Annotated in this window: 16 protein-coding genes and 1 other RNA gene; 11 read left to right on the top strand and 6 right to left on the bottom strand. The window is 42.4% G+C overall.

The window, feature by feature from the left end:
* Positions 1-145 precede the first annotated feature (145 nt).
* Positions 146-512, bottom strand: a transfer-messenger RNA (tmRNA) gene (gene ssrA / locus FCV43_RS17460).
* Positions 513-578: 66 nt separating this feature from the next.
* The gene (smpB, locus tag FCV43_RS17455; protein WP_017053795.1) at positions 579-1,064 is read right to left on the bottom strand and encodes an SsrA-binding protein SmpB; all 486 of its coding nucleotides are present in this window, start codon (positions 1,062-1,064) and stop codon (positions 579-581) included.
* 116 nt (positions 1,065-1,180) lie between these two features.
* On the opposite strand from smpB, the gene FCV43_RS17450 reads away from it, so the two are divergent.
* Positions 1,181-1,609, top strand: a complete 429-nt coding sequence (locus FCV43_RS17450) for an SRPBCC family protein (protein ID WP_113796532.1) — start codon at positions 1,181-1,183, stop codon at positions 1,607-1,609.
* A gap of 2 nt (positions 1,610-1,611) precedes the next feature.
* Entirely contained in the window at positions 1,612-1,962 is a 351-nt protein-coding gene (locus FCV43_RS17445) for an RnfH family protein (RefSeq protein ID WP_113796530.1), read from the top strand.
* Between the two features lie 253 nt (positions 1,963-2,215).
* On the opposite strand, the gene bamE is transcribed toward FCV43_RS17445, so the two are convergent.
* From bamE to nadK, 3 genes are all read right to left on the bottom strand, one after another.
* Complete coding sequence (bamE, locus tag FCV43_RS17440) at positions 2,216-2,575, bottom strand: outer membrane protein assembly factor BamE (protein WP_017053798.1); 360 nt, start codon at positions 2,573-2,575, stop codon at positions 2,216-2,218.
* 170 nt (positions 2,576-2,745) lie between these two features.
* Positions 2,746-4,410 (bottom strand): DNA repair protein RecN, encoded by a 1,665-nt coding sequence (recN, locus tag FCV43_RS17435; protein ID WP_136995882.1) that lies wholly within the window; start codon positions 4,408-4,410, stop codon positions 2,746-2,748.
* Positions 4,411-4,619: 209 nt separating this feature from the next.
* A complete protein-coding gene (gene nadK, locus FCV43_RS17430) occupies positions 4,620-5,504 on the bottom strand; it encodes an NAD(+) kinase (RefSeq protein WP_017053800.1) in 885 nt (294 codons plus the stop codon).
* Between the two features lie 146 nt (positions 5,505-5,650).
* Here nadK and grpE point away from each other — a divergent pair, with 146 nt between their 5' ends.
* From grpE to dnaJ, 4 genes are all read left to right on the top strand, one after another.
* The gene (gene grpE, locus FCV43_RS17425) at positions 5,651-6,256 is read left to right on the top strand and encodes a nucleotide exchange factor GrpE (protein ID WP_113796526.1); all 606 of its coding nucleotides are present in this window, start codon (positions 5,651-5,653) and stop codon (positions 6,254-6,256) included.
* Positions 6,257-6,579: 323 nt separating this feature from the next.
* Complete coding sequence (locus FCV43_RS17420; RefSeq protein ID WP_113796524.1) at positions 6,580-7,854, top strand: dicarboxylate/amino acid:cation symporter; 1,275 nt, start codon at positions 6,580-6,582, stop codon at positions 7,852-7,854.
* Between the two features lie 363 nt (positions 7,855-8,217).
* Complete coding sequence (gene dnaK / locus FCV43_RS17415; RefSeq protein WP_017053803.1) at positions 8,218-10,131, top strand: molecular chaperone DnaK; 1,914 nt, start codon at positions 8,218-8,220, stop codon at positions 10,129-10,131.
* A gap of 215 nt (positions 10,132-10,346) precedes the next feature.
* Complete coding sequence (gene dnaJ, locus FCV43_RS17410) at positions 10,347-11,492, top strand: molecular chaperone DnaJ (RefSeq protein WP_113796520.1); 1,146 nt, start codon at positions 10,347-10,349, stop codon at positions 11,490-11,492.
* A 200-nt stretch (positions 11,493-11,692) separates the two neighbouring features.
* Here the strand turns inward: dnaJ and FCV43_RS17405 are convergent, their stop codons facing one another.
* Positions 11,693-13,162 carry an aminoacyl-histidine dipeptidase gene (locus tag FCV43_RS17405; RefSeq protein ID WP_136995881.1) on the bottom strand — a complete coding sequence of 490 codons (1,470 nt, stop codon included), beginning with the start codon at positions 13,160-13,162 and terminating at the stop codon, positions 11,693-11,695.
* Between the two features lie 1,069 nt (positions 13,163-14,231).
* Between FCV43_RS17405 and FCV43_RS17400 the strand changes: the two genes are divergently transcribed.
* The 5 genes from FCV43_RS17400 (at position 14,232) to proB (ending at position 19,156) form a co-directional block, all read left to right on the top strand.
* Entirely contained in the window at positions 14,232-15,527 is a 1,296-nt protein-coding gene (locus FCV43_RS17400; protein WP_017051703.1) for an NCS2 family permease, read from the top strand.
* 41 nt (positions 15,528-15,568) lie between these two features.
* Complete coding sequence (gene gpt / locus FCV43_RS17395) at positions 15,569-16,033, top strand: xanthine phosphoribosyltransferase (RefSeq protein ID WP_017051704.1); 465 nt, start codon at positions 15,569-15,571, stop codon at positions 16,031-16,033.
* 87 nt (positions 16,034-16,120) lie between these two features.
* Positions 16,121-17,368, top strand: a complete 1,248-nt coding sequence (gene frsA, locus FCV43_RS17390) for an esterase FrsA (protein WP_113796516.1) — start codon at positions 16,121-16,123, stop codon at positions 17,366-17,368.
* A 136-nt stretch (positions 17,369-17,504) separates the two neighbouring features.
* Positions 17,505-17,894, top strand: a complete 390-nt coding sequence (gene crl, locus FCV43_RS17385; RefSeq protein ID WP_017051706.1) for a sigma factor-binding protein Crl — start codon at positions 17,505-17,507, stop codon at positions 17,892-17,894.
* Positions 17,895-17,992: 98 nt separating this feature from the next.
* Positions 17,993-19,156: a glutamate 5-kinase gene (gene proB / locus FCV43_RS17380; RefSeq protein ID WP_113796514.1), complete on the top strand. Its 1,164-nt coding sequence runs from the start codon at positions 17,993-17,995 to the stop codon at positions 19,154-19,156.
* Positions 19,157-19,179: the final 23 nt, after the last annotated feature.

The raw sequence follows: 19,179 nt of genomic DNA, 5'->3' as shown, positions 1-19,179 counted from the left end.
GCATTTATTGCTTGGAATACCACGTGGAATACCAGAGAGCATGGAAGGTAGAGAACGCTACGGACGCTAATGGATTGTAAGTTATTGATTTTGTTATATTGCAGGCAAGAAAAAAGACGCCCTAGGACGTCTTTAAACTTATAATTGGTGGAGCTGGCGGGAGTTGAACCCGCGTCCAGAAATCATTCATCATTGGTACTACATGCTTAGTCGATCTTTAATTTCACCAAGTACCTGCGAACCGACACGCTAGTAAATGACTATCCTGAATTAAATTTCGAACTTCATCTCTCAGGCGGGAGAATCCGATCTAGCTAGTTTGGGTTTGACTCTCTGTTATTCCCCGTCTTACAAGCGGAAGCTAGGGCAGAAAGGCTCTCAGCAGGTTATTAAGCTGCTAGTGCGTAGTTTTCGTCGTTTGCGACTATTTTTTTGCGGCTTTTTACGTGGCCAACCGCCCCACGGCATGCACCTCAGACTTCAAAATTCCTGTCGAATCCTGAATCAGCCCCAAGTGTTGTTTGCATAGTACCAGAAAAGCATGGCCTGTCTAGCACTGTGCGTTTAAGTGCTTAAAATTAACGCAAACTACTCTTCATAATTCGCGATTTATCTCTCGCCCAATCTTTTTCTTTCATATCAGTACGTTTGTCGTGCAGTTTTTTACCTTTTGCTACGCCAATTTTGATTTTCGCCCATGAGCGAGACCAATACATAGCGGTGGCAACTAAAGTCATGCCTTCACGATTAATACGCCCGATAAGGTTATCGAGTTCTTTTCTAGATAAAAGAAGTTTACGAATACGAGTTGGGTTAGCGACAACGTGTGTTGATGCTTGGATAAGCGGAGTGATAGTCATACCACTGATAAATGCTTCTCCATCCCGAACATAGACGTAACTTTCCACGATATTAGTTTTACCTTCACGTAGAGATTTTACTTCCCAGCCTTGTAGCTCAAGCCCCGCTTCTATCTCATCATCGATGAAATATTCGTGGCGAGCTTTCTTATTTAGCGCAATGGTATTGCTACCCGCTTTTGATTTTGATTTATTCTTTGCCATAATGGCCTCATTATACGGATTGCACCTGAATTGGGGAATCCTTTATTTGCGCGCTAGCTCAATAGAATTAAATTTTTCGACAGCTAAATGTATCGCTGTTACTTACAGGAGTCTATATGCCACAAGTCACTCGCTCAGCGTTAGTGTCGTTTAGTGCTGACCAGATGTATGCTTTGGTTAATGATGTTGCCCGTTATCCCGAATTTTTGCCTGGTTGTTCAGGCTCTCGTGTCTTGGAATCATCAAGTACGACAATGGTCGCATCAGTTGATGTTGCAAAAGCCGGTATTAGTAAAACGTTCACTACTTCTAATCAGTTAACTGATGGTACTTCTATTATGATGGAGTTGGTAGATGGTCCGTTCAGAAAGTTACAAGGTGGTTGGTCTTTTATCCCATTAGATGAACAGGCATGCAAGGTTGAGTTGAAGTTGGAGTTCGAATTTTCAAGCCGGATGATTGAGATGGCTTTTGGGAAGATCTTCAATGATCTGACGAGTAATATGGTCAGTGCATTTACCCAACGCGCGAAACAGGTGTATTAAAGATGAGTATTGAATCGGACATGATCCATGTAGAGGTTGTGTACGCGTTGCCACACGAGCAGCGAGTATTTAACTTGGTGGTTAACCGTAATATGACAGTGGAAGAGATTGTACAGCAGTCTGGCGTGTTGGCTTTGTACCCTGAGATTGACTTAGCCAAAAATAAGCTGGGAGTGTTTAGTCGCAATATTAAGTTAGATGCGACGGTTAGAGACAAAGATCGCATTGAGATTTACCGACCACTGCTTGCTGATCCTAAAGAAATCAGACGCAAGCGAGCGGAACAAGCTAAAGCCGCAGGGACTATTGACCCTGTAACAGGCGGTAAGATGAATGAGATGCGTAAAAGCTAGTTAGGTCTTGTTTGCAATCTCTTTGTTATCATGTCTTCGTTGATTATATCTATGGTAATGATGTCTTCGGCAACGGTGTCTTCGGTAAAAATGGTTTCGTTAACCACATCTGCATTGGCGTTGCTGTGTTTAACTTGAAACCGTTGTCGTTACAGTAATGTGACGTCATTGTGGAAAATTGCCTATGCGCCAGATATAGAAAAGGCTCGTCATTGCGAGCCTTTTTATTGCGCGTTGTGTTTTCCGATGAGGATTAGTTTAAGCCTTCGAAAAAGGTGTCGCTTTCCGGGAAATCACCCGCAATATTCAATAATGTACCATGTTCACCAAAGTTCACGATTAAGTCCTTTTGGATCGGATCGTTATGGCCTTTAGTATGATGGTAGATGTAGTACCAAGTATCAGGGTAGCCATTTTCGATTAGCATAGGGGATCCCATGACATACCGAACTTGGTCTTTAGTCATACCAAACTTGAGTTGGCTAACTGCTTCTTGTTCTACATAGTTACCTTGGTTTATATCAATTCGATAAACCAGCTTTTCTAATACGGAGCAACCCGTCAACATTGTTAGTGCTAGTGGGACTGCTACTAACCACTTCTTAAATCGCATAGTAAAATTCTTAGTCGTTATCCGTAAATCTGGCCTGATAATAAACAAGCTAGAGGCAGAAGTAAAAAACTCCCTGTTATTTGATGCTAATCAGACTGCTATTTTTGAGTTAAGTTGCATTATTGGACAAAAATAGTGCTCTGATTGAACTTTTCAAACAAACTTTCGGCTTAAGCAACCATGAGTAGTTCTTTCGCGTTGGCTAATGTCGAGTCGGTGATTGTGCTGCCTCCAAGCAGTCGTGCTAGCTCTCCAATACGCTGAGTTTCATCCAAAACGTTCATCTGCGTTTCAGTTTTTCCCGCTTTAGTATTTTTCGCGACAAACAACTGTTGATGCCCACACCCTGCGACTTGAGGAAGGTGAGTAACACACATTACCTGAGTGGACTCTCCCAGTTGACGAAGCATTTTCCCTACAACGGCAGCGGTTGGGCCGCTGATACCGACATCGACTTCATCAAAAATAAGGCTTGGTGTTTCTACCTTCTGTGCGGTGATGACCTGTATCGCCAATGAGATACGTGATAATTCACCACCAGAAGCGACTTTCGCAATGGGCTGCATTGGTTGCCCAGGGTTAGTCGAAACCACAAAAGTGACGCAATCTAATCCAAGAGGAGAGGGATGAGAACCTTGAGCTTCAACCTGAATCGCAAACTTAGCGTTTTCCATGCTCAATTCATGCATGCTTTGTGTGATCAGTTTATTTAACTCTTTCGCATAGCGACTACGAGACTTATGCAGTTTCTCGCCATGATTGAGGAATAATTGGAATTTTTGCTGCACTTCTTGAGCGAGTTCGTCGAGTTTCTCGTCTGAACAATCAAGCTCTTCGATCTGTTTCAACAAATCTTGATGATGCTGATAGAGCTCATTGGGTTGAACATGATGTTTACGAGAGATAGACATAATTTTTGAGAAGCGTTCTTCCACAAAGGCCATTCTTCCTGGATCAACATCAATGCTGTCTAGATATGAGCGCAGTTCGTTGTTGGTCTCTTCAATTTGAATGATCGCTTCCTCAAGCATATTAGGAAGTGAGGACAGTTTTTCGTCTAGCTCAGCCAGTTGGATTAACGAACTATTGGCTTTTTGAAGCACGCTGAGGGCATTGTATTCATCGCCTTCATAGATGAGATCAATGGCGAGTTGGCAACTTGAGGCAAGCTCTCCGCTATTGGATAAGCGTTTATGCTCTTGCTCTAACGTTTGGAACTCCTCTTCACCAATGGCGAGTTCCGTTAACTCTTTAATTTGGTATTCGAGAAGCTGCTTTTGAGCTTGGTTCTGTTGGCTATTATCACGTAAAGTTTTTAGGTTGTTGTCGGCTTGTCGCCACGCTTGATAAGCGTTACGGACATTTTTTAGTAGATTAGTATGGCCTGCATATTGATCCAACATGGAGAGTTGGTAATCACTTTTCATTAATTGATGGTGCGCATGTTGACCATGAATGTTGATCAATAGTTGAGCGAGTGATTTTAGTTGAGATAGCGGAACAGGGCTGCCATTAATAAAAGCGCGAGAGCGACCCTCTTTGGTGATGGTTCGGCGTAAAATGCATTCGCTTCCATCAAAAAGATCGTTGTCTTCTAACCAGCGAGTGGCATTGAGATTGTTGTCGAGTAAGAACGCGGCACTGACTTCGGTTTTTTCTTCACCTTGTCTTACCATGCCTGCATCAGCTCGACCGCCTAAACATAACCCGAGTGCATCTATTGCAATAGATTTACCTGCGCCTGTTTCACCAGTGATAGTGGTCATGCCCTTAGAGAGCTCTAGCTGTAGCGACTTAACAATTGCAAAATTATTAACACTTAAATGAGCCAGCATCTTTTATTACCTGTATAACTAAACACTACTGTATAAGAAGACAGTATATACTGTTTCTTTATACAGTAAAGTTATACAGGTAATTTTTATTGCTTATGCGATTTCATTTTGTGAGCAGCATCAATCTAATGGCCGTTTCTTTTTAATCTACTTATGTTTTAGTAACTTGGTAGATTTATATCCGCCCAATGCCTTAAGCGAGCACGGAATTAAAACAGCTTACTAGACCACCCAAGTTTGTTTCGCAGTACATGGTAATAGCTGTAATCTTTCGGGTGAATCAACTTAAGTACGTTGGGGCTTCGGTAAATATGAATTTCATCGCCAGGAGAAACAGGTAGCGATATTTGTCCATCACAACTCACCTCTTGAGTGCCCGGATTATCAGGAGAAACAATGAGCTTAATATTTCGATTTCCATCTACTACAAGCGGTCGACTCGATAAAGTGTGTGGGAACATAGGCACAAGTGAAATGGCATTAAGGCTTGAAGAGAGGATAGGGCCTCCACCTGAAAGCGAATAAGCGGTGGATCCTGTAGGTGTGGAAACGATTAATCCATCTGAACGCTGAGAAAAAGCAAAACTATCATCGATATACACTTCAAATTCGATCATTCGTGCGACTTGACCCGGGTGTAAAACGGCTTCATTTAATGCGGCATTATGACTTTTTATTTGACCATGGCGATGTATTTCAGTCTCTAATAGAAAGCGTTCTTCTTCAGAGTATTCACCACTCAATACGGCTTGCAGTGAGGTTTGGAAGTCTTCTGGGTTGAGATCGGTAAGAAATCCTAAGCTTCCACGGTTGACTCCAATGACGGAAATATCAAAGCGTGAAAGGATCCTTGCCGCTCCAAGCATATTCCCATCACCACCAACAACAATGGCAAGATCGGCTTTTTTTCCTAGGCTGACTAGGCTGGCAAATTGTTCTTGTGGGATATCATCTAAGATCGCAGCAAGACGATCGTCAATAAATACTTGATAACCCTCAGAAGTTAGCCAATTAAATAGCTCTCGATGGGTTTGAATTGCTTTTTGATCACGAGGTTTACCTATGATGGCAATGACCTCAAATGGCTTTTTCATAACGTTTCCAAACTATTAATGCTTGAATCACAAATCTTCGTCCCCATAATAAAGGCAAGTCGAACGTCTATGCGAGTTTTTTATCTCAATTTAGAGGTTTAATATCGCCTTTTGATATGCATAGAAAATTGAATTCTGGAGAGAACATGAGCAACGAAGAGAACAAATTGAAAGAAGAAGAGCTGCAACAGCAAGAAACAGCCGAGCAAGAAGTTGAAGCTGTTGGTACTGAAGCGGATGTGGACTGGAACCCAGAAGAAGAACTTTTTCCAGAAGAAGAGTCTCAAGTCGCTCAACTTGAAGCTGCATTGCTTTCTAGCGAAGCTAAAATTAAAGAGCAACAAGAGTCTGTATTACGTGCTAAGGCTGAAGTTGAAAACATGCGCCGCCGTACTGAGCAAGAGATCGATAAAGCTCGTAAATACGCACTGAACAAATTTGCGGAAGGCTTGCTACCGGTTATTGATAACCTTGAGCGTGCAATTCAAGCAGCAGATGCAGAACATGAAGCGGTGAAGCCAATTCTTGAAGGCATTGAGCTGACTCACAAGACATTCGTAGATACCGTGTCTAAGTTTGGTTTGAAAGAGATTAACCCTGAAGGTGAAGTGTTTAATCCAGAATTCCACCAAGCTATGTCAATTCAAGAAAGTCCAGATCACGAATCAAACACGGTTATGTTTGTGATGCAAAAAGGCTATGAGTTGAACGGACGAGTGGTTCGCCCTGCAATGGTTATGGTTGCAAAATAAAATACCAAATCGAATGCATAAAAAGAGAGGCTTAGGCTTCTCTTTTTTTTATTTTTAATTCAAGGGAAGCTCGATATATAAGGGCTTTCTAATCTTTATTGAGTTCGATGTACTAAAACATTGTTATCTTTGATGATTGGAGTTTTATATTGCAATGCTATGAGTTGGTGATTGTTTGTTCTGATTTGTTTTATGTAGCATTAATGTAAACAAATGCTTTAAATTGTAATTTTGCTGTGTATTATGCGCGGTAGTTTAGCGTTTTAAACGCTTTGCTCACTAAAATATTACAATTATTCAACACAACGAACCGGAGACGAACGATGGATAAATCGCTCTCAAGTAAAATTTTTGTAGGCTTGTTCGCTGGTCTGCTTATTGGTACTGCCATTCAGTATCTATTTAATGGGATAACAATTTTCGATACATATTTACTAGGCCTTGCCGAAGGCGCTGGTGGCATGTTTGTTTCACTGATTAAACTTTTAGTTGTGCCTCTAGTTTATGTCTCTATCGTTTGTGGCATCGTCGATTTAAAAGACATCACTGCATTTGGTCGTCTTGGTGGTAAAACCTTTGCGCTTTACATTATTAACACCATCATTGCGATTACGGCTGCTTTAACCGTTGGTATGATCTTCCAACCGGGTGCTGATGCAAATCTTGCTGGAACGGTCTCTGAAGCGGTTAAGCTGACGACAACCGAAACGCCAGACATTTTCTCTCTAGTTGTTAATATTGTACCAAGCAACCCTGTGCAAGCTTTTGCCAATGGTGACATGCTCCAAATCATCTTCATGGCTATTTTGACTGGTCTTGCTATTCAGGCGCTTGACTCTCGTGGCGGCCCTGCGATCAAAACGTTCAAAATGGCCAATGAGATCATGATGAAGCTTGTAGGCTTGGTGATGAGCTTGGCTCCATTTGGTGTGTTTGCCCTTATGATTCAACTGGGTGCCACTTTAGATGCGAATACTCTTGCTTCTGTTGCCGGTTACGTGGCGCTTGTTGTCGCAATGCTTGTATTCTGGATTTTTGTCTTCTATCCAATGATGGTTGGACTGACAACAGGTATTTCTCCTCGCCAATTCTTGCGTGCAACTCGTGAACAAATACTGTTCTCACTATCTACAGCAAGTTCCAACGCAACTATCCCTGTAACGATGCGTACTTTGACTGAAAAGCTTAATGTATCTAAGTCAGTGGCTGGTTTTGGTGTTCCGCTCGGCGCGACAATGAACATGTCCGGCGTGTCTATCTATATTGCATTGGCGACTATTTTCGTTGCTAACGCATTTGGTCAGCCAATTAACTCTGCAGACATCTTCACTCTAGGATTAACGATTCTACTTCTGTCTATTGGTGCTGGTGGTGTTCCTGGTGGTGGTGTTGTGATGGTGGGCGTGCTTCTTCATCAACTAGGCTTGCCACCGGAAGGTCTTGCAATCATTGCTGCGGTTGACCGTATCAACGATATGTTCTGTACCTCTTCAAATGTGGTTGGTGATACTGCTGTGAATACCATTGTGGCTAAATCAGAGAATGAAATCTCGGTATCAGTTGAGAAAGAAGCAGAGCCAGCTCAAGCTAACTCATAAGACGAGCTAACACATAAGAAACGTTACAACGAATATAATCAGCGGAGCCAATTGGCTCCGCTTTCTTTTGGTGGTTTTTAGTGTTTAGGATAGGCAGTTGCTTATGAGCACCTGTGTCATTTTTAAAGAGTAGAAACCGCCTTTTTGAAAATAACCCTTCGCTTTTTGACTAATACAGATAAAAAAGTGATTTTTTTTGCTTGCGACCCTTGAAAAGGAATTGTCCGCCCCTATCTATTGGGCATACAAGAAGCAAACATGATTATGCTTCATAATTTGTGAATGAGGATTGCGTCCTTGTTTACTCGCTCCAACTTTGGGGCATAGCAAAAACTAAACAGAATTTATTTCGGAGATAGCCTGATGGGTAGAATCATTGGTATTGATTTAGGTACTACTAACTCTTGTGTTGCAGTTTTAGACGGCGACGCACCACGCGTAATTGAAAATGCTGAAGGCGAACGTACTACAGCATCAGTAGTTGCATATACTGAAGGTGAAACGCTAGTAGGCCAGCCAGCTAAACGTCAAGCCGTAACAAACCCTCAAAACACACTATTCGCAATTAAGCGTCTAATCGGTCGTCGTTTTGAAGATGAAGAAGTTCAGCGTGATATCGAAATCATGCCTTTCAACATTGTTAAAGCTGACAATGGTGATGCTTGGGTTGAAGCGCAGGGTCAAAAAATGGCTGCTCCTCAAGTTTCTGCTGAAATTCTTAAGAAAATGAAGAAGACAGCTGAAGATTTCCTAGGCGAAGAAGTAACAGCAGCAGTAATCACTGTTCCTGCATACTTTAACGATGCACAACGTCAAGCAACAAAAGATGCTGGTCGTATCGCTGGTCTAGAAGTTAAGCGTATCATCAACGAACCAACAGCGGCGGCACTTGCTTACGGTCTTGATAAGAAAGACGGCGATCGCACTATCGCAGTATATGACCTTGGTGGTGGTACATTTGATATCTCTATCATTGAAATCGACAAAGTAGACGGCGACCAAACTTTCGAAGTACTAGCAACTAACGGTGATACTCACCTTGGTGGTGAAGATTTCGATAACCGCATGATCAAGTACTTGGTTGAAGAATTCAAAAAAGAGCAAGGTATCGATCTTAAGAACGATCCTCTTGCAATGCAACGTGTTAAAGAAGCAGCAGAAAAAGCGAAAATTGAACTGTCTTCTGCACAGCAAACTGACGTAAACCTTCCTTACGTTACGGCTGATGCTACTGGTCCTAAGCACATGAACGTTAAAGTGACTCGTGCAAAACTAGAATCTCTAGTTGAAGACCTAGTACAACGTTCTCTTGAGCCACTTAAAGTTGCTCTAGCTGACTCTGATTTATCAGTAAGCGACATCACTGACGTAATCTTAGTTGGTGGTCAAACACGTATGCCACTAGTTCAAGCTAAAGTTGCTGAGTTCTTCGGTAAAGAAGCTCGTCGTGACGTAAACCCTGATGAAGCAGTAGCAATGGGTGCTGCAGTTCAAGGTGGTGTACTTGCTGGTGATGTTAAAGACGTTCTTCTACTAGACGTAACTCCTCTATCTTTCGGTATCGAAACGATGGGTGGCGTAATGACTAAGCTAGTTGAGAAAAACACAACTATCCCAACAAAAGCGAACCAAACGTTCTCAACAGCTGAAGATAACCAAAGCGCGGTAACTATCCACGTTCTTCAAGGTGAGCGTAAGCAAGCGACTTACAACAAGTCTCTAGGTCAATTCAACCTAGAAGGTATCCAACCAGCACCACGTGGCATGCCACAAATCGAAGTTACATTCGACCTTGATGCTGATGGTATCCTAAACGTATCTGCTAAAGATAAAGCGACTGGTAAAGAACAGAAGATCACTATCCAAGCTTCTGGCGGTCTATCAGACGAAGAAATCGAAGCAATGGTACAAGAAGCTGAAGCTAACAAAGAAGAAGATAAAAAATTCGAAGAGTTAGTGACTACTCGCAACCAAGCTGACCAAATGATCCACGGCACTCGTAAGCAAATGGAAGAAGCTGGTGAAGCTCTACCTGCAGACGAGAAAGAGAAAATCGAAGCGGCTATTACAGCACTAGAAGGCGTTAAGTCTGGTGATGATAAAGAAGCGATCGATGCTAAAGTTCAAGAACTTATGCAAGCGGCTCAAAAGCTAATGGAAATTGCTCAACAACAAGCTCAAGCTCAACAAGCTGGCGCTGAAGGTGAGCAACCTAAGCAAGAAGAAGATGTAGTTGACGCTGAATTTGAAGAAGTTAAAGAAGACGCTAAGAAGTAATTCTTCTCGCTAATCAACTTCAGATCTAATAGTCTTGCGGGCGTCAGAGGTAACTCTTACGCCCGCAATCTTGTAAGTAACGAATCACTCTAGATAATACTCAGATAAATAGCTCTGTTTGAAATTAGCTCTTTAGGGGTTTTATCTAGATTGATACATAAACCGCCCATGGCACGTTGAGTGCGATGTGGTAGCAATAATTGGTGACCTAGAACATGTCAAAACGTGATTTTTACGAAGTATTAGGCGTGAGCCGCGATGCATCAGAGCGCGATATTAAAAAGGCGTACAAACGTCTAGCAATGAAATTCCACCCTGACCGTAATCAGGATGATAAGAGTGCGCCTGAAAAGTTTAAAGAAGTAAAAGAAGCGTATGAGATCCTAACCGACGCTCAGAAAAAAGCCGCTTACGATCAATATGGTCACGCTGCTTTTGAACAAGGTGGAATGGGCGGCGGCGGCTTCGGTGGCGGCGGTCAAGGCGATTTCGGTGATATTTTCGGCGATGTGTTTGGTGATATCTTCGGCGGCGGTCGTCGTGGTGGTGGTCAGCAGCGTGCACAACGTGGTGCTGATTTACGCTACAACATGGAACTATCATTAGAAGAAGCGGTACGTGGCTGTTCTAAAGAGATCCAAGTACCGACATTAGTCGAGTGTGACACTTGTGATGGTAGTGGTGCGAAGAAAGGTTCTTCGGCACAAACGTGTGGCACTTGTCATGGTCATGGCCAAGTTCAAATGCGCCAAGGTTTCTTTGCAGTTCAGCAAACATGTCCTACGTGTAATGGTAAAGGTCAGATCATTAAAGACCCTTGTAACTCTTGTCATGGTCAAGGTCGCAAACAAAAAACGAAAACGCTTAATGTTAAGATCCCAGCAGGCGTGGACACTGGCGATCGCATCCGTTTATCGGGTGAAGGTGAAGCCGGAGAAATGGGCGCGCCAACCGGTGATTTATATGTTCAAGTACATGTAAAAGAGCACCATATTTTTGAGCGTGACGGCAACAACCTTTACTGTGAAGTGCCAGTAAGCTTTGTTCAAGCGGCTCTTGGTGGTGAAGTTGAAGTTCCAACACTTGATGGTCGTGTTAACCTTAAAGTGCCAGAAGAGACGCAAACAGGCCGTATGTTCCGTATGCGTGGTAAAGGGGTTAAAGGCGTTCGTAGCGGTGGCGTTGGTGACTTAATTGTGAAACTTGCGATTGAGACTCCGGTGAAATTAAGTTCACGTCAAAAAGAGTTACTTCGTGAATTTGAAGACACTTGTGGTGGTGCAGTTGCGAATAAGCACAATCCAAAATCAGAAGGTTTCTTTAATGGCGTTAAGAAGTTCTTCGATGATCTAACCAGCTAATTGGATTAGATGAAATGAGAGGTCTACTGCGGTAGGCCTTTTTTGTATCTATAGGTTGGGGGCTTGGGTGCTGATGTTCCAAGACGTAACTGAAAGTGAATGGACATTTAGCGAGTTGATGACAAAAAGCCCAGCAATCAAATTACTGGGCTTTTGGGTGTTTAATGCGGCAGTAGATTTAGCCGTTTAGCACAAACCGATTACTTGTTTGGAATCGCTTCTAATAGCGCACACATCTGTTCCCAGTAAAGTGTAACGGTATCGATTTTCACTTTCTCGTCAGGCGAGTGTGGGAATTTGATTGTTGGACCAAAAGAGACCATATCCATGTTCGGGTAAGGTTCTTTAAATAGACCACATTCAAGACCCGCGTGGATCACCATGATATTTGGTTTATGACCGTAGATACCTTCGTACATATCACGGAAAATACCCATGATTTCAGAATCAGCATCAGGTTTCCAACCAGGGTAAGCACCTGTAAATTCAACATCAGCACCTGCAAGTTCAGCAACAGAAGCAATCATGCTTTCTACTTGCATACGGCCTGAATCCATTAGTGAGCGGATTAGGCAAAGTACAGATACTTTATCGTCTTCAGTTGTAATTACACCAACATTCAAAGAGGTTTCCACTACACCTTCAATTTCGTCACTCATGCGAATAACGCCGTTTGGACAAGCATTCAACGCAGCAACGAAGCGGCTTTGGTCAGCATTCGCAAATACGCCTTGCTTTGTCTCAATCGCTTCGTTAAACGTAACGATGTCAGTTTCAACTTTACCAAGCTCAGTAGAAAGTAACTCAGTGTAGTAAGTGTAAAGTTCTGCTAGTTTTGCTTCATTCTCAGCAGGAACCGCAACAGTAACGAAGCCTTCACGAGGGATTGCGTTACGTAGGCTGCCGCCTTTGAATTCGATCATTCGTAGATCAAGTTCTTGAGCGTGACCAGCAAGGAAACGAGCAAGCAGTTTATTTGCGTTAGCACGGCCAGTGTGAATATCACAACCAGAGTGACCGCCTTTTAGACCTTTTAGGATTAGCTTACGAGTTACGTAACCAGCAGGTTGAGCTTCGCGAGTGATGTTGAAAGTCATTTCACCATCAATACCGCCAGCACAGCCCATGTAAACTTCGCCTTCTTGCTCTGAATCGGTGTTAAGAAGGATATCACCTTCTAACCAGCCCGCTTCTAAGCCAAATGCGCCAGTCATACCAGCTTCTTCATCGATAGTTAGTAGAACCTCTAGTGGGCCGTGTTTAAGGTCATTAGAAGCTAACACAGCAAGACATGAAGCCATGCCAATACCGTTATCTGCACCTAATGTTGTTCCTTTCGCTGTCACCCACTCACCATCAATGTATGGCTGAATTGGATCGGCAACGAAGTCATGTTCAGTGTCTTCATTCTTCTGTGGCACCATATCGATATGAGCTTGAAGTACGACACCTTTCTTGTTTTCCATTCCAGCAGTCGCAGGCTTTTTGATGAAAACATTACCTGTTGGATCACGACGAACATCTAGCCCTTGGCTCTTAGCCCAATCAACAATGTATAACGCTAAAGGTTCTTCATGTTTAGATGGGTGTGGGATAGAACAAATTTTATCGAAAAATTGCCAGATTAGTGCAGGTGATAAACTGCTGATTTCAGAATGGAATTCAGACACGGATGACTCCTTTATGGATTAATTACCAGATTTATGATTGCAAAGTCGTAGTAATATTAGATTTATTATCTACCGACAGTTGCGTTGGTATGGCCACAGCATACCACTACTCGAATGGGGCTAGTAGTGGCAGAAATCGTGAAATGTCTCTGAGCTCTCAATTTTTATCTAAATGGGAATTTCAGTATATGAGTGTCGTTTTATTACAAGTGTCAAACAGAGGCTCTGTAACTAACATTTCTGTAATTTAATTACGAAAATCATTTGATCTAGATCGTTATTTTCAAATAAGTGTGACTTAAGTCTACTTTTTTGTTGTAATTTTTTTTCTCAATGGTATATTAAACCCAACTTCTGAAGCGAAGAAGAAATGCTCAAAGGATGAGTCCGTTAATCGCCTCCAAGGAACTGAGAATCAAATTTTTGTTTATTGATTTATTAAGGTGATATTTATGAAAGGTTTACCAGCTGCAATGTTTTGGACAAACAACTCTGTTTTTACTAACAACTTTGCATACCCAACAAGCTTTGGTTACTAATTAATACCAACGCATGTGATTGAACATTATGTTCACCCCTATATATTAGAATTTTTCTACAGTCCTTGACTGACAAGATTCAACCGCCACTCCTCTTGAGTGGCGTTTTTTTATCTGAACCATTTTTTGATTAATCTTTGACCTTTAACGGTTGTCATTCCACCAACTCTCTTCTCCCTTAGCCACAACAGTCCATTATTCTGGATAAACTCGTAATTAAAGAACCACTGAACTCAGTAGAAAAATACCGAATAGATTAAATAACATCCATATTGATGGTTTTTAAATTTATGTTTAATTCATTGTTTTTAATGTTATTTGTTGTGGATCGGATACTTTCTGATTGATGGTTTCTATCTTTTATAGAAAGAAATATTTATTAGAGTATGAATTCTATCTGGAATTTGTTATTTGATAACTTTATAATCCCTGCCAATCGATTACGCAACCGTTTACTTTGGTAATTCACTAGCCACTTTTAGCGGATAAGAGGGCTACTGAATTTGATTACACTTTTTAGGAATAACAAAATGCTCGAAAGGCTATTTAAACTCAGCGAACATGGAACGAACGTTCGAACTGAAATCATTGCAGGTATGACGACTTTCCTGACAATGGCATACATCATCTTTGTTAACCCGGCGATTTTGTCTGATGCAGGAATGGATCATGGAGCCGTATTTGTAGCGACCTGTTTAGCGGCGGCGATTGGCTGTTTTATCATGGGATTTGTGGCGAACTACCCAATTGCACAAGCGCCTGGGATGGGACTCAACGCCTTCTTTACCTATTCAGTCGTACTTGGGATGGGATATACATGGCAAGTTGCACTGGCAGCGGTATTTGTTTCAGGTATTTTGTTTGTCCTTTTAAGTATCTTCAAGATTCGTGAATGGATCATCAATTCAATTCCTATGTCTCTTCGAACGGGTATCTCTGCAGGTATTGGACTTTTCTTGGCTTTCATTGCTCTAAAGAATGCAGGCATCGTGGTGGATAACCCAGCGACATTAGTTTCTATGGGTGCGATTACTTCTGTTCCTGCGGTACTGGGTGCGATTGGGTTTTTCCTTACGATTGCATTAGTTCACCGTGGTGTGAAAGGTGGAGTGATGATTGCCATTCTGGCGGTCACGGGTCTTGGTCTTATTTTTGGTGATGTGCAGTACCACGGTATTATGTCAGCGCCACCGAGCATTGCGCCGACTTTCTTGCAGCTAGACTTTTCTGCTGTATTTGAACTGGGCATGATTTCTGTTGTGTTTGCGTTCTTATTTGTCGATTTATTTGATACTGCGGGTACTTTAGTTGGTGTCGCACAAAAAGCGGATCTTATCGGTAAAGATGGCAAAATTCCTCGCCTTAATAAAGCACTGCTTGCGGATTCAACAGCAACATCGGTTGGTGCTCTGCTTGGTACCTCAAATACGACGTCATATATTGAAAGTGTTTCAGGGGTCGCAGCGGGTGGACGAACAGGTTTAACTGCGGTTGTTGTTGGTATTTTCTTCCTACTTGCTTTATTCTTCTCGCCATTAGCTGGAATGATCCCGGCTTACGCAACCGCTGGCGCACTGTTTTATGTCGCGATCTTGATGCTATCTGGTTTAGTTAGTATTGATTGGCGTGATCTGACAGAAGCGGCTCCAGTTGTCGTTACTTGCTTGCTTATGCCACTGACTTTTTCGATTGCTGAAGGTATTTCTCTTGGTTTTATCGCGTATGCGGCGATCAAGTTATTCAGTGGTAAAGGTCGTGATGTATCGATGAGCGTGTGGGTCATGGCTGCAATCTTTATTCTAAAATACGTGTTAACAGCTGCTTAATTCGTAAAACAATAAGTTTATAACTATTAGGTTTTATTATTATGACGACTAAATTCATCATTACTTGGGACAACATGCAAACATATTGTCGCCAGCTTGCTGAGAAGCAAATGCCAGCAGAACAATGGAAAGGGATCCTTGGTGTAAGCCGTGGTGGTTTGGTTCCTGCTGCAATTTTAGCTCGTGAACTTGGTATTCGTTACGTAGATACAGTGTGCATTGCAAGTTACGATCACGATCATCAGCGTGATATGCGTATCTTGAAAGCACCAGAGCATGACGGTGAAGGGTTCTTGATTGTTGATGATTTAGTAGACAGTGGCGATACAGCACGTAAAATCCGTGAAATGTACCCAAAAGCTAAATTTGTGACGGTATGTGCAAAACCTGCGGGCGCTGATCTAGTTGACGAATACATTGTTGATATTGCTCAAGACACATGGATTGAACAACCGTGGGATACCGCGATTACTTACGTAGAGCCAATTAATCGTAAGCAAAAATAAGATCAAAATGTGATTATTTGAAAATGACCCTTTATTGGGTCATTTTTTTTATTATGATTAAGGCAAATCATTGTAAGAAGCGTAGATATGACTGACGAAACAAGTAAAAATCTGTCTGAGACCCTGTTTGTTAAGTACAAACAAGCACAGGAAACCTCTGCCTTAACACGTTACCTACCAAGCTCATTAGAGATCCTCAATGAGCGTAAACAGCAGGACAATTTTTCGTGGTATCGTAACCTACGTAGATTGCAATGGATTTGGCAGGGCATCGATCCAATTGAGCAAGAAGGGGTATTGTCTAGAATTGCTTGCTCGACGCACTCACGAACAGATGAACAGTGGCTCGATACCGTTATGGGTTATCACAGTGGAAATTGGGCTTATGAGTGGACAAAGCTTGGCATGCTGCATCAAAAAAGAGCCAATGATATGCAGAATGAAGAAGCAGCCAATGAGCTTTTTTCTGCCTCTCTGTGTTTCAGCATTGCAGGCTATCCACACCTTAAAAATGATAACCTTGCCTTACAAGCGCAAACCCTTGCGACAGGTGCCTACCAAGAAGCCGCGAAACACACGAAACATGTAATTAAGCAGATAGAGATCCCATATAAGAATAAGAAAATTATCGCTAATTTACATATGTCTTCAACTGACAAACAGCAGCCAGTCGTGATAGTAAGTGCGGGGTTAGACAGCCTTCAGACGGATATGTGGCGTCTGTTTAGAGATTATCTTGCGCCTAAGAATATTGCGATGCTGACTGTAGATATGCCTTCGGTTGGGCATAGTTCTCATTGGAGTTTGACTGAAGACTCTTCATGTTTGCATCAAGCTGTATTGAATGAACTGCCTAATTTACCCTGGGTGGATCACTATAAGGTTGGTCTAATCGGTTTTCGCTTTGGTGGTAATGCTATGGTTCGCCTCTCTTTTATAGAGCAGACTAAGATAAAAGCATGCATTAGCCTTGGTGCTCCGATCCATGATGTGCTCGCCACTCCTGGAAAATTAAAACAGATGCCCAAGATGTATCTTGATGTATTAGCCTCTCGACTTGGAAAGAGTGGAGTGGATATCAATAGCCTTGCAGGGCAAATGATGGCGTGGTCATTAAAAGTTCAAGGCATATTATCGAGCCGACGAACTAAAGTGCCAATTCTTGCCATTGGTTTAGAGGGCGATCCTATTTCGCCATACTCTGATAATCAATTGGTTGCACTTTTTAGTGAGTATGGAAAAGCAAAAAAAATTGATTCTAAAACTATTTCAAAAGGGTATGAGCAATCCCTCGATTTAGCAATAAAGTGGCTTGAAGAGGAATTATTTAGGTGACATTTTTCCTAATTTAGTTAAGCATGATATAGCAATGTAGCGTAAGCTTATGATCCCCATTCATAATTTATTGGAGAGAGTGGGGAGGACATTGTCATAAAGGATATTATGCTTTTCATTGAAATGGAGATTCAATATGTCAGATGAAATCACAAAGTCGACTCACTTTCGTTTACTTCCGGCACTAAAAGCGATTGGCCCATATTTGAGAGAGCCTCAATCGGAAGACGGTCATTACCTATTCGACTGCTTGTCAGTCTGTGTTAACGATAAAAAATCACCAGAAGAGCGAGAATTTTGGTGCTGGTGGTTAGAGCTTGAGCGGAATGATGAGGGCTTCGCCGCGAAATACCATATTGGTAAATACAATCAAGCGGGTGATTGGGTTGGTGAAAAAGTGCCAAAGAAAGCCCATGCCGAAATCAATCGAACCCAAGAAAATTTCCACGCTAAGCTTGTCGAGACACTTGCGACGAAATTTGACTTGGAAGTGACTATTCACGCAGATTCGGCCGAATTTGTCTGATTTTACCCAACTAACTTCTTCTTAGAACAAAAAGGTGCTTATTAGCACCTTTTCTACTTGTGAATTGATGGTTTGATTGTTAAAACAACGGTTCTTATATGTTTTTTAATTCAAAAGAACCCATGAATACGAATCAGAAAAGCGGGAACACAACACACTCCAAGACAGTGGTTGTTAAACTAGGTACTAGTGTTTTAACTGGTGGAACGTTAGCGCTTGACCGAGCTCATATGGTTGAGCTTGTGCGTCAATGTGCGGAGCTTAAAAAGCAAGGGCACTCAATTGTAATGGTATCGTCTGGTGCTATTGCGGCTGGACGTGAACATCTAGGATACCCCGCACTCCCCAACTCAATGGCAAGTAAACAACTACTTGCGGCAGTAGGGCAGAGCCAGCTGATTCAAGCGTGGGAATCACTTTTTGCTATCTACGGCCTGAAAATCGGCCAAATGCTACTGACACGAGCGGACCTTGATGATCGTGAGCGATTTTTAAATGCTCGCGATACCATTAATGCTTTAGTTGATCACGACATCATTCCTATTGTGAATGAGAACGATGCCGTGGCGACGAATGAAATTAAGGTTGGTGACAACGATAATTTGTCTGCTTTGGTTGGGATTTTGTGCGGTGCCGATAAACTGTTGCTGCTGACGGATCAGCGCGGGTTATTTACGGCGGATCCAAGAAGTAACCCTAATGCAGAACTTATCCGTGAAGTGACCACCATTGATGAAACGTTACGCAAAATAGCTGGCGGCAGTGGTAGTACATTAGGTACGGGCGGAATGGCGACTAAGCTTCAAGCCGCTGATATTGCACGCCGAGCAGGAATAGAAGTCATCATTGCCGCTGGCAGTGCTGAAAATGTCATTTTTGATTCATTGAGCGATGAGCCTCAAGGTACTCGATTCTTGCCTTTAGCGGAAGCGTTAGAAAACCGCAAACGTTGGATCTTAGCGGGCCCAGCGGCTTCTGGAGATATCGTTATTGATGATGGTGCGGTAAGCGCTGTGGTTGAAAAGGGCAGTAGCTTGCTTGCTAAAGGCGTGGTGGAGGTGAGCGGACAATTCGCACGTGGTGAAGTCGCACGAGTGACCAACACGAAAGGTCAGCTTATCGCCCGTGGTATTTCGAGTTATTCCAATCAAGATTTAGCAAAAATTGTCGGTAAACACAGTAAAGATATCGGTTTGATTTTGGGTTATGACTATGGCTCAGAAGTTATTCACCGTGACGACCTCGTGGTTATTCAAGATTAACGATTTAAACGAATTTAGGGAGC

The organism is Vibrio genomosp. F6 (genome assembly GCF_005146325.1).
GTDB lineage: Bacteria > Pseudomonadota > Gammaproteobacteria > Enterobacterales > Vibrionaceae > Vibrio > Vibrio cortegadensis.
Note: the sequence above shows the minus strand (reverse complement) of the source record. Positions and strands in the feature narration are given on the sequence as shown.

Excerpts from the sequence above, each read along its gene's own strand:
- smpB (WP_017053795.1), bottom strand. The coding sequence starts at position 1,064 with ATGGCAAAGAATAAATCAAAATCAAAAGCGGGTAGCAATACCATTGCG.
- FCV43_RS17450 (WP_113796532.1), top strand. The coding sequence starts at position 1,181 with ATGCCACAAGTCACTCGCTCAGCGTTAGTGTCGTTTAGTGCTGACCAG.
- FCV43_RS17445 (WP_113796530.1), top strand. The coding sequence starts at position 1,612 with ATGAGTATTGAATCGGACATGATCCATGTAGAGGTTGTGTACGCGTTG.
- bamE (WP_017053798.1), bottom strand. The coding sequence starts at position 2,575 with ATGCGATTTAAGAAGTGGTTAGTAGCAGTCCCACTAGCACTAACAATG.
- recN (WP_136995882.1), bottom strand. The coding sequence starts at position 4,410 with ATGCTGGCTCATTTAAGTGTTAATAATTTTGCAATTGTTAAGTCGCTA.
- nadK (WP_017053800.1), bottom strand. The coding sequence starts at position 5,504 with ATGAAAAAGCCATTTGAGGTCATTGCCATCATAGGTAAACCTCGTGAT.
- grpE (WP_113796526.1), top strand. The coding sequence starts at position 5,651 with ATGAGCAACGAAGAGAACAAATTGAAAGAAGAAGAGCTGCAACAGCAA.
- FCV43_RS17420 (WP_113796524.1), top strand. The coding sequence starts at position 6,580 with ATGGATAAATCGCTCTCAAGTAAAATTTTTGTAGGCTTGTTCGCTGGT.
- dnaK (WP_017053803.1), top strand. The coding sequence starts at position 8,218 with ATGGGTAGAATCATTGGTATTGATTTAGGTACTACTAACTCTTGTGTT.
- dnaJ (WP_113796520.1), top strand. The coding sequence starts at position 10,347 with ATGTCAAAACGTGATTTTTACGAAGTATTAGGCGTGAGCCGCGATGCA.
- FCV43_RS17400 (WP_017051703.1), top strand. The coding sequence starts at position 14,232 with ATGCTCGAAAGGCTATTTAAACTCAGCGAACATGGAACGAACGTTCGA.
- gpt (WP_017051704.1), top strand. The coding sequence starts at position 15,569 with ATGACGACTAAATTCATCATTACTTGGGACAACATGCAAACATATTGT.
- frsA (WP_113796516.1), top strand. The coding sequence starts at position 16,121 with ATGACTGACGAAACAAGTAAAAATCTGTCTGAGACCCTGTTTGTTAAG.
- crl (WP_017051706.1), top strand. The coding sequence starts at position 17,505 with ATGTCAGATGAAATCACAAAGTCGACTCACTTTCGTTTACTTCCGGCA.
- proB (WP_113796514.1), top strand. The coding sequence starts at position 17,993 with ATGTTTTTTAATTCAAAAGAACCCATGAATACGAATCAGAAAAGCGGG.